This is a genomic window from Ruegeria sp. TASC047 (genome assembly GCF_059612445.1).
This window is the reverse complement of record NZ_JBXWQP010000033.1, coordinates 14,331-28,030: the sequence shown is the minus strand read 5'-3', so window position 1 is coordinate 28,030 and position 13,700 is coordinate 14,331. Positions and strand designations below refer to the sequence as shown.

Here is a 13,700-nt window from a genome sequence, read left to right as displayed (position 1 = left end):
CTGCGGGCGAATAACCAACACACCCGACAACCCCGTCTGCTCAATCTCCATAACACCTAACCTCAACCGTCTGTTGCATACGTTTTGGCTTTGCCACAAGTATCTGAAATGTGACTTCGATTCGAAATATTCAGAGCGTAATTAACTGACCGCGCGAACAAATTGAATGGGTAAGCTCTTTTGTAGAGTTTTGCGTCTGATGGCTTTGGCGACCTTCTTGACGGGGTTCTCTGCTGAACTTTTGGTTGTCTATTCCTTGCCGGTGGCCACAAACGTAATCACGTGAATAGTAAAACGCTTTGTTTGGAGCGAAAGAGCGGATGAAAGAAACGGGAAAAGCGGCAGTATCGGATCCGAGCTGCTACAAAACGTAACGGCTCAAATCTGCTGATTTGGTCAATTCACCCAGATTGTCGTCCACGAATTGTGCGTCGACAGTTATTTCTGTTCCGGCCCTGTCTGGTGCAGTGAATGACAGCTCTTCAAAGACCCGCTCCATGACAGTGTAAAGCCGCCGCGCACCAATGTTTTCAATGCTCTGGTTCACCTCGGCTGCGATCCGTGCCAAGGCGGCAATACCATCTTCGGTAAACCCAACCGTGACCTCTTCGGTGGCCATGAGGGCTGTATACTGCCGGGTCAGTGCGTTGTCTGTTTCAGTCAGGATACGCACGAAGTCTTCCTCGGTCAGCGCGCGCAGCTCTACCCGAATGGGCAGGCGGCCTTGCAGCTCGGGCAAAAGGTCTGACGGTTTGGCGATATGGAACGCACCGGACGCGATGAACAGGATGTGGTCGGTTTTCACCGGACCATGCTTTGTCGAGACGGTTGTACCTTCGATCAGGGGCAGCAGGTCGCGCTGCACCCCTTCGCGACTTACATCACCGCCACGCGCTTCTGTGCGGGCACAGACCTTATCAATCTCGTCCAGAAAAACGATGCCATTCTGTTCCACCGATTCCAATGCGGTGCGGGTGACCGTCTCATCGTCCAGTAGCTTGTCTGCCTCTTCTCCGATCAGTACGTCATAGCTTTCGGCGACAGTCAGACGTTTCCTGACAGTGCGCCCGGCAAGCGCCTTACCGAAGATATCGCCCAGATTCATCATCCCCATCTGACTGCCAGGCTGTCCAGGGATATCGAACATCGGCATTGGGTTTGAACTGTCCGCAACGTCCAGTTCAATGACCGTTTCATCCAGTTCACCCGCCTTGAGCTTTTTGCGGAACATCTCTCGTGTGCCTTCACGGGCATCCGTACCAGCGATGGCGTCAATCACGCGGTCTTCGGCGGCCTGATAGGCTTTGGCCTTGACGTCTTCGCGCATGAATTCCCGTGTTTGCAGAATGGCGGCATCGGCCAGATCGCGGATGATTTGTTCCACGTCGCGACCGACATAGCCAACCTCGGTGAACTTCGTGGCTTCGACCTTGATAAAGGGTGCGCGCGCCAGCTTGGCCAGACGGCGGCTGATCTCGGTCTTGCCAACACCGGTGGGGCCGATCATCAGGATATTCTTTGGATACACCTCTTCGCGAATATCGTCCGGCAACTGCTTGCGGCGCCAGCGGTTGCGCAGGGCAACGGCCACAGCGCGCTTGGCATCCTTTTGCCCGATAATGAATCGATCCAGTTCCGAGACAATCTCGCGCGGGGTCAGGTCGGTCAAAGGGCAATCCTCTCGGTCGTATTTGCGTGATGCGGTCTAGGTAATCATGGCTTTGACGAAAACAAGCAAACCGCGGGTCTTGGCCGCGTTGGTTAACAATGCCTCATGCGGTTTGCAAATCCTTTGCTTGGGGAAAACACGAACCCTCTGTTACGGTTGCGTCAGGGTTACGAGCGTCAGGAGCATACAGAATGACGAAGATTGCCAAGATTACCCTGTTGTTTGTGGTGTTTGTGGATCTGATCGGGCAAGGTCTGGTCTTTCCCATCATCAATTCGCTGATCATGGAAACGAACTCGGGTTTCCTGCCGGAAAGCACGCCAGTGGGCCGTAGGCATTTTTACTACGGTCTGGTGATCGGATGCTTTTTCCTGTCGTGGTTTCTGGGTGTTGTTTATGTCTCGAAAGTGTCTGACTCGATAGGGCGAAAGAATGCGCTGCTGGTCTGCCTTGGGGGGGCGTTGGCCGGATATGCGCTGACCATTGTGGCGCTTTATCTCAATAACCTGCTTCTGCTGATCGTCGGCCGTTCGATTACCGGGTTCACTGCGGGCAATCAGCCCATCGCGCAGGCGGCGATGATCGATGGCAGCACTGACGCGTCTGACCGGGACCGAAACATGGGCTACATCGTGACAGGTGTCAGCTTTGGCCTTGTCGGCGGGCCGATCATCGGCGCAGTTTTGTCGGATTCGGCGCTGTTTGGCGGCTTTGCCACGCTGAAAACCCCGTTCTATGGCGCGTTCGTATTGGTTCTAGTGGCGATATTTCTGGTGTTGCTCTTTTTCAAGGACACCCGAACCAAGCGCGAGCCCTTTGTGTTTCGTCCCCGCGATATTACCGACAGTCTGATCGCAGTTGGCGAACACCCTTTGGTTCTGAAAATCTTGCCGGTCTATTCGTTTTTCATGATCGCCAATGTCACATTCTACGTGTTTGTCGACAATTTCCTGACCAGCGCATTCGGGTATGGGGTCATCGGGGGCAGCGTGGCGATGGTTGTCATCGGTGTGGCGTTGGCCTTTTCCAGTACGTTCCTGGTGAAGCCTGCCCAGGAAAGGTTCAGCAAACACGCGATCATTTACACGTCGCTTGTGGTGATGGTCATTTGCGGGTTTGCCTTTGCCTTCAGCCCAAGCGGTGTATTCAGCTATGTCCCCGTGTTTTTCTTCTATTTCCTGTTCGGCATCGCCTATCCAACGCTGTTGGGCCTGTTCTCCTCAAGCGTCAGCGAGGCGGATCAGGGCTGGGCCATGGGCGTGGCCACTGCCGTGTTCTGTCTTGCGGGGGGGATCATGTCATTGATCGGTGGCGGATTGATGAGCATCGATATCCGCGTTCCCTATTACATCGTGATCGTTGCGGCGATTCTGGGGCTGATCGGCATGCACCGCCGATGGAAAGGTAAAGAGATCAAGGCGCTTTTAGCCTGAGATCGTCTCAACCGTCAGGTTGCCATTGGTGTAGACACAGATATCTGCTGCGATGGCCATGGATTGCCGGGCGATGTCTTCTGCGGATTTGTCGCTGTCCATCATGGCACGCGCGGCGGCCAGAGCGAAGTTGCCTCCCGACCCGATGGCAGCCACATTGTGTTCGGGCTCCAGTACGTCCCCTGCCCCGGTGATGACCAGCAGATCCTTGCCGTCTGTCACGATCAGCATCGCTTCAAGCTTTTGCAGATACTTGTCGGTGCGCCAGTCCTTGGCGAGTTCAACCGAGGCGCGGGCCAGTTGGCCGGGCGTAGCCTCAAGCTTGGCTTCGAGCCGTTCCAGCAATGTGAAGGCATCCGCTGTCGATCCGGCAAAACCTGCCACGATCTCGAACCCTCCGGGAGACAGGCGGCGCACCTTGCGCGCAGTGCCCTTGATCACGGTCTGCCCCAGACTCACCTGCCCGTCGCCGGCAATGACGACATGACCGTCCTTCTTGACGCCAATGATCGTTGTGCCGTGCCAACCGGGAAAGTCGTTATCTGCCATGATCGTCTCCGCTTTTGCTGGCGGTATATATGGGCCGGACCGGTTGTTGGCGCAACCCATTGCCAAACTGCCCAAAAGATATGCAAAAAATGCAATTCGGGGTTACCGGACCAGCAATTGTGAGTCCGGCCAAGCGGTACTACATGAGGCTCACAACCGACAACGGGTCGGCTGTTTCTTCAATAAGGACTGCGCACATGGCAACCACAGCTAATATTCATGCGCCGCTCGGAGCAGCTACCATCCTGCACGTGGCGGACGTTTTCATCAATGCATTCGACAATGTTGTCGCATGGAATGAAGCCCGTAAAACACGGAACCTTCTGTCGGAACTCAGCGACACGCAGCTGGACGATATCGGTCTGAGCCGCGCGGATATCGCAAAAATCTGACCCAACCGACAGATCGCCAAACCGAACCAGCCGCCCGGATTTCCGAGCGGCTTTTTCGTTGCTCAGCTCTGGACATATTTCCCGGCAAGATCGGGCAAAAAGGCCTCGACCGCGGCAGTTGCAATGACGTGCAGAGTGCCAGTCTCTTCATCGGCGACATCCAGACCACCTTTGATCGCGCGAACCTCGGCCCGGCCCCGCGGCAAGTCGGCAGCAACCAGCTCGCAGTTCACTTTTTCCGGATTCTGAACGCCGATTGTCACACGCACGCGCATTTCGTTGTGATCGATCCCCAGCTTTGAAAACAACGTGATGGATGAATGATGCAGCGCGTCCTGAACCGCGCGGCGGGCTGCTTTGGTATAATCCCGACCATAAAGGTCATTGCCGGTGCCCATTTCCAGGATGATCCGCTTTTCACTCATTGCGCCGGGTCCATGTCGAAAGAAACGATCAGTGCAGCGTTGGCGATCACCGTGTGGCCGTCACCATGCGGTTTTTCGATGTCCAGCCCACCTTTTCTGACGGTAATGTTGGGCTGGCCATAAGGGAAAACGGCTTTGAGGGCGTCTGTATCCACTTGATCCGGCTGCTGCACGCCGATCTCGGCATCGATGATCATCACCTCTTTCGGGAAACCAAACAGCTCGGCCATATTGACCGAGTTGTGCCACAGCGCGTCTCTGATCGCCCGCAGCGACGCCTCGGTATAGTCCATCCGGCGCAGGGATGTGCCCATCCCGAACTCTACAAGAACGCGCGTTTTTGCCATTGGCTTCCCCGCTGCTTCAACAAAAAAGGCGCCCCGATCTGAGACGCCTTTCGAACAATCTGTTATCGCCAGATCAGATGGATTCGTCGATCCAGCTTTGCAGCGCGGCTTTGGGGGCAGCGCCTGCGCGATTCGATACAACTTGACCGTCCTTGAAGATGAACAGCGCCGGGATGCCGCGCACGCCCATGGCGGCGGCAGAGTTCGGGTTGTTGTCCACGTCCACCTTGGCGATCTTGACCTTGCCGCCATATTCAGCGGCCAGCTCTTCCAGTGCCGGACCAATCTGCTTACAGGGTCCGCACCATTCGGCCCAGAAATCCACTACAACTGGAACGTCCGAGTTCTTGACTTCGGCGTCAAAGGTTTCGTCGGTGACGGCTACGGTCGACATATTATGTCTCCTGAATGATATGCGCTTGGGCTTTGAAGGTAGGGGTGGCAGTAGGCAAGGTCAAGATATCTGGGTGCAGGCCACGGCATCCGTCACAAGATCGTGTGGCAGCCACATAAGATTTGCCGTTCTTGTCCAGAGGATTGCGGTGCGTATCTTATGGTTTGGATAGATCTGCGACAGGGCCTGCGCATACGCGCCCATTTGGCGAAGCAACCCTTCGGGGCAATCTTTGACCCGGTTCGGAACGGTGGCATTTGATTTGAAATCAATCACATGAACTTCGCTGTCCGTCACGATCAGGCGGTCGACAATCCCATACATTCGCTGCCCGTTCAGGTCGGCAGTAACAGGTATTTCGGCCAATGTGTCCGGCGTGAAAATGTGTCGCAGGCTTTCGGATGTCAGTACGCCTGTGACTTCGGTCAGCAATGCGCCCTGATCCTCTTGCCTCATCTCGGGCAGCAGGCGGGCACAAAGCTCTGGCCAGTGGTTCTGTGTGACTTTGGGCAGATGCTCAAGCAGCAGGTGCACGCGGGTTCCGCGCAGTTTAGCAGCATCTTCATCTAGACCAGCGTCACCCGGCAACGCCTTTGCACCACCCTGATCCGAAGGGCTGATAGAGGCCGCCGGTACAACTGGTTCTGGTGCGGGGTGCAGGAACATGTCGGGCAGTTCTGCATGTTTGGCCGATGCAACTGACTGCTCGACCAATGGCAACCCATCCCAGTCGCCATGGGACAGCCGACGTGTATCTGAATCAGGCAGTTGCGTTGCCCCGGCCTTTTCCATCGCCGCCTCTACCATCTGGTACCAGCTGTTGCCATCTTTGCCCAAATCACCCGCCGCCGCCACGATCAGCCACTTTTCAGCCCGTGTTAGAGCCACATATAGCAAGCGAAGCCGTTCGTTTTCCTCGCGGGTGCGCGCCTCTGACCGGGCGTGAGTGATCAGGTTTGGCGATTGGTCTGCCGAAACCTTCCACAGCGGTGTCCCGTCTGCCACCATGATTTCGGCGTCGCGTGGCGGCTGACGTTTGCCGGTATCCGGCAGAATGACGATCGGAGCCTCCAGACCTTTCGAGCCGTGCACCGTCATCACCCGGATCATATTTCCGACCCCGCTCATCTGTCGTTTGATTTCCAGATCGTCGGTCTGCATCCAGACCAGAAATCCCGTCAGGCTGGGGATATCCGTCCGCTCGTAGGCCAACGCCTGCGACAGCAGGGCATTGATACCGTCTTCTGCCTCGGGTCCCAGTCGGCCCAACAGGTTTCGCCGCCCGGCATGTCGGGTCAGAATGCGTTCGATCAAGTCATAGGGGCGCAGAAAGTCGATCTGACTGCGCAGATCGTTCAGAACGGCCAGAGTTTTGGGGAAATCGTCGGCGCGTCTGCGCAAAGCAGCCCACAGGAATTGCTCCTCCCGCCGATGGGCCAGATCGAAAAGCTGCTGCTCGGACCATCCGAACAGTGGGGATTTCAGAACCGTCGCCAGAGACAGGCTGTCTTCGGGCGTGGCCAGAAAGCTAAGCAGCGCAGCCAGATCCTTGACCGCAAGTTCGGCACCCACTTTCAGCCGGTCCGCCCCGGCGATGGGAAGCCCGGCAACCTTGCAGGCGCGGATGATTTCGGCAAACAAGTCGGACCGGCGTTGCACCAGGATCAAAAAATCACCGGGCTGAACTTTGCGTCGAACAAACTGGCCCTGTGTGCCCCCGTCTTCAGGGATCGTTTCGCCGCCATCGATCATTTCTTTGATCGTCTCAGCCACCCGTTTGGCCAGAATAACGGCATGATGCCGCGATCCGGGCCGGTCCACCGGATCGGTCCAATCCCCCTCCTCCGCGTCTTCGACTTTCTCGACGACGGGCCAAAGATCAACCCGACCGGGCAAATCGGCTTTGAAGGCGCGGTGCTGGCTTTCTTTCTTAAATCCCGCATCGGCGCGGTTCTCAAAAAGCGTGTCGACCAGAGACAAGATCGCGCTGGAGGATCTGAATGAATATTCCAGCGTCGAATCCCACAGTTTAGAGCCTGATTCAGCGAGTTTTCGGTCAAACTCTTCCTGCATCCGGTCAAAAGCTTGCGGGTCGGCGCCCTGAAAGGAATAGATCGATTGCTTTTTATCGCCGACCACGAAAATCGTGCGCTCGACCCCTGATCGGGCCCCTTCCCCACTGGTGAATTCCTGAGCCAGTTTTTCGACCACATCCCATTGATCGGGGCTGGTGTCTTGCGCTTCGTCGACAAGAATATGGTCAATACCCCCGTCTAGACGGTACAGCACCCATTCGGCCACCGCCGGGTCATTCAGAACCTGACGTGCGCGCAGGATCAGGTCGTCGAAATCCAGCCACCCCCGCAACTGCTTGCGGAGTTCATATTCCGGTAGGAATGCAGCGGCAAAGCGGTACAAAACGGCGGTTTTCTGGGCGGTAACAAGCGCCAGTCGGCGTTCACGCGCGGCCTCGACCCGCAGCATGAGAGCTTCGAGTTGAGGCATCCGGTCCGCCAGCACACCTTCGCGAAGGGGTTTGGTGGGAAAGCCGTTGATCTTGGCGGTGAACGGTTCTTTTGCGCCTTTTCCGGTCAGCAGCACGTCTTCCAGCATGGGCAAGTGAGTCAATCGTGCTTCGGTGAACCCTGCCAGCCTTGCCGCTGCCTTGGCATTATTGCCGCCACTTTCGAGCAATAGGGGCAAAATTGACTGGATCAACTCAACCTCACCGCCCAGAAAAACGCTTTGGAACAACGCATTATCGTCGAAATGCGAGGGAAGTTCGAAGCGTTGCAGCAGATCAGACCAATCCAGTTGCTGCGCGAACAGGTTGCGTTTCTGGGTGATCGCCGCAGTCAGCTTGTCAAAGCCTGTATCGGTGACAAACCGGGCCACGTCTTCGATCAGCCTGGCCTGCGGGCCTTCTGCGAAATCTTCAACAATTTCTTCCCTCAGCAAAGCTGCCGCACGGTCTTCCATTTCCGAAAACTGCGGGCTGACCCCGGCCTCGAGCGGGAAACGACGCAGCAAAGAGGCGCAGAACGAGTGAATTGTCTGAATCTTCAAGCCACCCGGAGTCTCGATGGCGCGGGCAAACAGGGTGCGCGCTTGGGCCAACCGGTCTGAATCGATGGCGCCAGTCACGCCCAGTTCGGCCAGGTCCTTTTGCAGCCTGGCATTTTCCAGCATGGCCCATTTGCCAAGACGGTCAAACAACCGGTTCTGCATCTCGCTGGCAGCGGCTTTGGTATAGGTCAGGCAAAGAATGTGCTGCGGTTGGACGCCACCCAGCAGCAGGCGCGCCACCCGATCGGTCAGAACCCGTGTCTTTCCAGACCCCGCATTGGCGGCCAGCCAGGTCGAGGCATCGGGTCGCGCGGCTTGCACCTGGCGTTCGGTTGCTTCGTTGCGCGCGCTCATGTCAGATCCTCGGGGCGCGTTTCGGCTGTCCGGTCCCACTCGCCGAACCGGGCCAAATGATCATAGTCACCGATATCCGTATCCTTGTGTAGCATTCGGCGGGACGAATACCCCTGATCAGGTTCTAAATAAGCTGAAATCAGCTCTTTCAGCTCAGCTAGAACCTTGTCGGCGGGTTCTTTCAGCAGCGGCGCGGGCACCTCTTTATAGGCACCACCCATCCCGATGAAGATGGCCTCTGCCACTGCCATCGGGTCAAGACCTTCGATACCGCCCTGTTCGGCCATTGCGGCCTCGATCAGCAATTGCTTGTCGAATTTGGACTGCTGGCTTTCTGTCGGAGGCGCGCCGGTTTTATAGTCGATGATCCGCAAGGCCCCCCGGCTGTTGTGATCGATCCGGTCAGCGCGCCCTGTTATGGTGAAATCCAGCGGGTTCAGCACCAGCTTCATCGCCGCTTCAAAGGCCACTGGCCCGCCATCACCCCGGCGCGAAAGTTCGGCGCTGATAAAGTCGTCTGCGATCCGTTCCAGTCGCGCCAGCCACAGGTGTCGCGCCGTGGGCCATGCGACATGCTGCTCCAGCAATGCGTGCGCGCGCTTCAGGAAATTCTCACGCGTCAACAAGGCGTTGTCGAGCACGCTATCCTTGACGAAATGCTCGAGGATTTCGTGGATTACGATCCCCCGCAGCAACGCGTCGGGTGCCTGGACAAGCGGGTCGAGAGGTTTCAAACGCAGCACATGTTTGGCATAGATGGCATAAGGATCGCGGATTAGCCGCTTGATTTCCGTTACTGACAGGTGACGTGGACGCGCGGCAACTGGCGGGCGCGGGGATGGACGTGGCGCGGGGTCAATGCGCGGCGCGTCTTCCAGAGCGTCGGACCAATTCAGCCAGTTTTGGCCACGGGCGCGCATTTCGGCCAGCGCTTGGAGGCCACCCTGCTCAGGCAGGCCTTGCAACAGGTTTGTCAGCCGGTTCACCCAACGGGACGGCACCGTTTCCGCATCGTCCGAGCGGGTTGCGCGGGTTAGCCAGACCTCGGGCGCGCCGATGGCCTGTTGAAAATCATGCGCCGACAGGCCAATCCGCCGTTCGGGCAGCAACAACCCCGCTTTGTCACGCATCTGCCGGTTCAGCCAGGGGTCGGGCGCCGGAGCTTCTGGCCAACTGCCTTCGTTCAATCCGCCAAGGATCAACAGGTCTGTACCTTGTACCCGCGCTTCGAGTGTGCCCCAGATCATGATATGCGGATGTGGTGCGTCGCGGTCGCGGACCTCTTCCCCTGCTAGCAACGCGCCCAGAAGATCGGCAAAATCATGGGCCGTCATCGGCCCGCCATGTTGCGCTTCATCTCTGAGAGAATTCAGCACTGCCAGCGCTTTTTGACCCGCGTTCTTGTCCCAAAGCGTGCCGGTTTCACCTGCACTGCCGGCCGAGATTGCCTCGGCAAGTGTTGTGAGCCGATCTATCCAGTCGGAAAGCGCCAACTCGCCACCGATCTGTTGATCGCAGAAGTGGTGAACAGCCCATTGGACCCAGGCCTCGGGGGTTTCTTTGCGTGCTGCAAATGCTGCGAGGCTGGTGCCATCCGGAAATGGCGGGCCATTGCGGCGCAGGTCCAGTTCCAGATCACGCGTGTGCAGCAAATGGTTACCGCGTTCACTGCCGTCATGACACAATGGGTGCTTTAGCAAGGTAAGCAGCGCCTCGCCCTCCAGACGGCGCGTGAACAGACCAGCTATATGTCGCAGAAACCGGCCCGGAGGCGACAGTTGTAGCGGCAGACCGGCGCTGTCATCCGCCAGAATGTTCCACCGGTCCAGCGCGGCGCTGACCTGACGGGTCAACATGCGATCGGGCGTGATCAGGGCGGCGGTCTGACCGTTTTCAGCAGCCTGTCGCAGGCGCAGGGCAATGGCCAAAGCCTCGTCCCGCGGTGATTGCGCCTCGACCAGTGTCAGGTCTTTGGTTGCGCCGAGTAGATCAGCCAGTTTCGGGCCTTCGCTCATCCAGGCATCGGTGATCGGGGCCGGGCGCAAAGCCAGGGAAACCAGACGGTTACGGGCAGGCGAGGGGGCGTTCAGGTCTGTCCAAGGGGTGATCTGGCCGGGTGACAGGCCCAGCCCGCACATCAACTTGCGAAACCGGTATTGCGGATGATCTACCGAAGTCAACGCATCACCCAACCCTTCCCAAACGTGATCCGGCTGGTCGAAATCGTATCCGGGCAGTACCAGCGCCCCCTGCGGCAAGCGCGCGACGGCGTCCATCAGCATCAGCGTGGTGCCGCGCGAACCGGTCGAGCCGGCCAGTATAACCGGATGCAGTGGGGGATCGGATTGCCAGCGGGCGATCAGGTTTTCGACCACGCGACGTTGGCGGGCCTGCGCGTCCATCACCTGCGAGCCCGTGTCAATGAAATGATCTGCGATACCGATAAAGGTCTGAGCCCGCGCCCAATGGCCGGACATGTCGCTGACATCCAGCCCCCGGATCGTGTCCGGTGACACACCTTCGCCCTGCATTTCGTCGATCAGCGCCGCCAGACTGTCGGACAGGTCAAAAACCGACGACCGCGCGGCCAGATCCGGTTGTTGTTCCAACAATTTGGCCACCAGCTGCGTCAGTTCCAGACGCCGCCGAAGGGGCGGAATGGCAGGTGGAATATGCGCCAGATCAGCGCTGTCCCCCAGATCGGTTAACAGCGAGATGCGGGGCAGCAGGCAAGGTGGCCCCTGATTGAACAGATCACGTACGCGCCGCTCCATGCGTCGCGTGTTCAACACCAGTTCCACCCGCGCCAAAGCCTCGGGCGGGCCTAAACAACGCCGCTTCAGACCGTCGACCAACGCCTTGGGGAAATCCGTACCGGGCGGAACGGCGAAGACGCGGGGCAGGGGTCCGGGGTCAAACATCGGCAAGCAAATCCTCGGCCAGAGCGATCCCATCGGGGTGACCCACATCACACCAGCGCCCGGGATACTCGATGCCGAACAAACGCCCCTGGTCGTGCATCTGGTTCCAAAGCAGGTTCAACGAAAACGCCGGCTGCGAGATGGCGTGCAATCCTTGTGTCTTGAGGATCTGCGCGCCCCCGTAAACCAAGCCGGGCCCACGCGTGATCCGCCCCGCCCGATCAGCGGTAAAATCACCGGGCCCGTCGTGACCAATGGCCTGTGCAGTCGGAACACACATCAAAAGCGCATCCATGCGGGCCGGATCCCATGCGTTTTGCAGCAGTTTCAATGGATTTGGGCTGGACCAGATTGCGTCGGTATTCAGGGTGAACACTGGGTCGGTTCCCAGCAATGGCAGGGCTGCGCGCAACCCTCCACCAGTTTCCAGGATCTCCGGCTCTTCCCGCGATATCAGAATGCCTTTAGGCCCGAGATGCGCGTCGAGCTGATCGGCGTGGTAATGCACGTTTGCCACTGTGCGAACAGGGCCAAGGTTGTCGACAAGATCCAGCGCACGGTCGATCAGGGGGCGCCCGGACACTTCGATCAGCGGTTTGGGTCGGTCCTTGGTCAACGCGCCCATACGGGTGCCAAATCCGGCGGCAAACAACATTACGGCAAAGGGTGATCCGGTCATTGCGGCCTCAGCCTGGCCAAATTCTGAGGTGTTGGTCGGGGCAGAGCGTCGTGCAGTAGCGAGGCCACCGAAACAAGGGCAGGGTGTTCCAGATCCCGCATGAGGTGCGACCAGACCGCCGGGATCATGTCCAGATATTGCGGCTTGCCGTAATCGGTTGCCAGCCGCGAAAAACCGCCAAGGATGCGAAGATTTCGCTGCGCGCCCAATACGCTGTACGCGGTCCGAAACTCGTGATCATCCATACCTGACCCTGCAATGTAGCGGTTGATCATCTGCATTTCTGTTCCGACCGAAACATCGCGGCGAATGTCCTGAAGCAAGGACACCAGATCATAGGCGGGGTGCCCCAGCATGGCCAATTGGAAATCCAGCAATCCGACGCGCCTTATGCCGTCGCGCTCGGGCAGCCAAAGAAGGTTTTCCGCGTGATAGTCCCTTTGAATGACAACTTTGTCCCCAGAGGTTTCTCGGTGCAGAATATCGGCAAACCGAAGTTCGAACCGGTCCAGAACGTCCTGATCAACATTGCCCTGAATTCCAGCGGCATATTTCGTAAGCGCCAGCGCCGCCAGGTCCGTCATCAGGGCCGGGTCGTAGGACGGTAGCGACAATAATGGGGCCTGATGCAGGTGAAGCAACACGTCTGTCGCGGCCTCGTACAAAAGGCGTTCTTTGGACGGGTCTTTTTTCAGAACACGTGCAAACAGATCATCACCCAGATCTTCCAGCAGCAGAAATCCATATTCAGCGTCTTCTGCATAAATCTCGGGCGTACTCAGGCCAATCGAACGCAGATAGTCGGCAACGCGCACAAACGATTCGACGCTTTCGCCCTTGTCAGGTGGCGCATCCATCAGGACAGCCGTTCGCCCACTGACCGGATCGGTCACGCGTTCGTACCGGCGGTTCGATGCGTCGCCGGCCAGTGGTGCACGCGTTGCCCCGGCCCAAGGAGTTTGTGCAATAAGGGCCTCTGCCAGGACTGTCCTGTTTGTCATCCTGCACTCTCCAGCTTTTCTACCCATTTCGGATCGGTCCATGACAAGGACACGTGGCGGGTATCTTCTGTGTCAGGGTCAGTTTCGAAGGCCAGCTTTAACGCAGCGGCAGGGGCTAGTGCGCCCAGCTTTTCCGGCCATTCCACAAGGCAGATTGCTGTGTCAAAGGCATCGACCAAACCCAGTTCATCCACTTCCTCTAACGCGTTCAGCCGATAAAGATCGCAGTGCCAGATCTCACCGGCCGGGGTGTCGTAGGTCTGAACCAAAGTGAATGTGGGTGACGGCACATCTTCCGGTTCAGGCATGAGTGATTGAATGAGGCTGCGTGCGAAATGCGTCTTGCCGCTGCCGATTGCACCGCTAAGCAACAGGACATCCCCATCACCAAGCGAAGACCCGACACGGGTCGCAAAATCTGCGGTTTCATCGGGCGATCTGAAGGTCAGGGTTTGGGGGGGCGTCGTCAT

The 13,700-nt window shown here is 57.9% G+C and carries 12 protein-coding genes; 2 read left to right on the top strand and 10 right to left on the bottom strand.

The genetic code is table 11. The features are described 5' to 3' along the window. Positions 1 to 361: 361 nt before the first annotated feature. Positions 362 to 1,669, bottom strand: a complete 1,308-nt coding sequence (gene hslU / locus AC2FLO_RS13435; RefSeq protein WP_496754937.1) for an ATP-dependent protease ATPase subunit HslU — start codon at positions 1,667 to 1,669, stop codon at positions 362 to 364. Positions 1,670 to 1,860: 191 nt separating this feature from the next. Between hslU and AC2FLO_RS13430 the strand changes: the two genes are divergently transcribed. Beyond that, entirely contained in the window at positions 1,861 to 3,102 is a 1,242-nt protein-coding gene (locus AC2FLO_RS13430) for an MFS transporter (protein WP_496754935.1), read from the top strand. Here AC2FLO_RS13430 and hslV read toward each other — a convergent pair. Further along, positions 3,094 to 3,651, bottom strand: coding sequence for an ATP-dependent protease subunit HslV (gene hslV / locus AC2FLO_RS13425; RefSeq protein WP_496754933.1), 558 nt, complete (start codon positions 3,649 to 3,651; stop codon positions 3,094 to 3,096). The genes AC2FLO_RS13430 and hslV overlap by 9 nt on opposite strands. A gap of 197 nt (positions 3,652 to 3,848) precedes the next feature. On the opposite strand from hslV, the gene AC2FLO_RS13420 reads away from it, so the two are divergent. After that, positions 3,849 to 4,043: a DUF1127 domain-containing protein gene (locus AC2FLO_RS13420; RefSeq protein WP_209505251.1), complete on the top strand. Its 195-nt coding sequence runs from the start codon at positions 3,849 to 3,851 to the stop codon at positions 4,041 to 4,043. Positions 4,044 to 4,105: 62 nt separating this feature from the next. Here AC2FLO_RS13420 and AC2FLO_RS13415 read toward each other — a convergent pair whose 3' ends face one another. The 8 genes from AC2FLO_RS13415 to tsaE all read right to left on the bottom strand — a co-directional run bounded on the left by AC2FLO_RS13415 (position 4,106) and on the right by tsaE (position 13,700). Continuing rightward, the gene (locus AC2FLO_RS13415; RefSeq protein ID WP_496754931.1) at positions 4,106 to 4,468 is read right to left on the bottom strand and encodes a Lin0512 family protein; all 363 of its coding nucleotides are present in this window, start codon (positions 4,466 to 4,468) and stop codon (positions 4,106 to 4,108) included. Further along, positions 4,465 to 4,815, bottom strand: a complete 351-nt coding sequence (locus tag AC2FLO_RS13410; protein ID WP_496754929.1) for a Lin0512 family protein — start codon at positions 4,813 to 4,815, stop codon at positions 4,465 to 4,467. The genes AC2FLO_RS13415 and AC2FLO_RS13410 overlap by 4 nt, the downstream gene beginning before the upstream one ends. A 73-nt stretch (positions 4,816 to 4,888) precedes the next feature. Continuing rightward, on the bottom strand, positions 4,889 to 5,209 hold the full coding sequence (gene trxA / locus AC2FLO_RS13405) for a thioredoxin (protein WP_209505247.1): 321 nt from the start codon (positions 5,207 to 5,209) through the stop codon (positions 4,889 to 4,891). 60 nt (positions 5,210 to 5,269) lie between these two features. Then, on the bottom strand, positions 5,270 to 8,629 hold the full coding sequence (gene addA / locus AC2FLO_RS13400) for a double-strand break repair helicase AddA (protein ID WP_496754928.1): 3,360 nt from the start codon (positions 8,627 to 8,629) through the stop codon (positions 5,270 to 5,272). After that, the gene (gene addB, locus AC2FLO_RS13395; protein ID WP_496754926.1) at positions 8,626 to 11,550 is read right to left on the bottom strand and encodes a double-strand break repair protein AddB; all 2,925 of its coding nucleotides are present in this window, start codon (positions 11,548 to 11,550) and stop codon (positions 8,626 to 8,628) included. Before addB ends, addA begins: the two co-directional genes overlap by 4 nt. Continuing rightward, the gene (locus AC2FLO_RS13390) at positions 11,543 to 12,229 is read right to left on the bottom strand and encodes a nucleotidyltransferase family protein (RefSeq protein WP_496754924.1); all 687 of its coding nucleotides are present in this window, start codon (positions 12,227 to 12,229) and stop codon (positions 11,543 to 11,545) included. Before AC2FLO_RS13390 ends, addB begins: the two co-directional genes overlap by 8 nt. Further along, positions 12,226 to 13,230: an aminoglycoside phosphotransferase family protein gene (locus AC2FLO_RS13385; RefSeq protein WP_496754922.1), complete on the bottom strand. Its 1,005-nt coding sequence runs from the start codon at positions 13,228 to 13,230 to the stop codon at positions 12,226 to 12,228. Before AC2FLO_RS13385 ends, AC2FLO_RS13390 begins: the two co-directional genes overlap by 4 nt. Continuing rightward, entirely contained in the window at positions 13,227 to 13,700 is a 474-nt protein-coding gene (gene tsaE, locus AC2FLO_RS13380) for a tRNA (adenosine(37)-N6)-threonylcarbamoyltransferase complex ATPase subunit type 1 TsaE (protein ID WP_480589075.1), read from the bottom strand. Before tsaE ends, AC2FLO_RS13385 begins: the two co-directional genes overlap by 4 nt.

Excerpts from the sequence above, each read along its gene's own strand:
- AC2FLO_RS13430 (WP_496754935.1), top strand. The coding sequence starts at position 1,861 with ATGACGAAGATTGCCAAGATTACCCTGTTGTTTGTGGTGTTTGTGGAT.
- hslV (WP_496754933.1), bottom strand. The coding sequence starts at position 3,651 with ATGGCAGATAACGACTTTCCCGGTTGGCACGGCACAACGATCATTGGC.
- AC2FLO_RS13420 (WP_209505251.1), top strand. The coding sequence starts at position 3,849 with ATGGCAACCACAGCTAATATTCATGCGCCGCTCGGAGCAGCTACCATC.
- AC2FLO_RS13415 (WP_496754931.1), bottom strand. The coding sequence starts at position 4,468 with ATGAGTGAAAAGCGGATCATCCTGGAAATGGGCACCGGCAATGACCTT.
- AC2FLO_RS13410 (WP_496754929.1), bottom strand. The coding sequence starts at position 4,815 with ATGGCAAAAACGCGCGTTCTTGTAGAGTTCGGGATGGGCACATCCCTG.
- trxA (WP_209505247.1), bottom strand. The coding sequence starts at position 5,209 with ATGTCGACCGTAGCCGTCACCGACGAAACCTTTGACGCCGAAGTCAAG.
- addA (WP_496754928.1), bottom strand. The coding sequence starts at position 8,629 with ATGAGCGCGCGCAACGAAGCAACCGAACGCCAGGTGCAAGCCGCGCGA.
- addB (WP_496754926.1), bottom strand. The coding sequence starts at position 11,550 with ATGTTTGACCCCGGACCCCTGCCCCGCGTCTTCGCCGTTCCGCCCGGT.
- AC2FLO_RS13390 (WP_496754924.1), bottom strand. The coding sequence starts at position 12,229 with ATGACCGGATCACCCTTTGCCGTAATGTTGTTTGCCGCCGGATTTGGC.
- AC2FLO_RS13385 (WP_496754922.1), bottom strand. The coding sequence starts at position 13,230 with ATGACAAACAGGACAGTCCTGGCAGAGGCCCTTATTGCACAAACTCCT.
- tsaE (WP_480589075.1), bottom strand. The coding sequence starts at position 13,700 with ATGACGACGCCCCCCCAAACCCTGACCTTCAGATCGCCCGATGAAACC.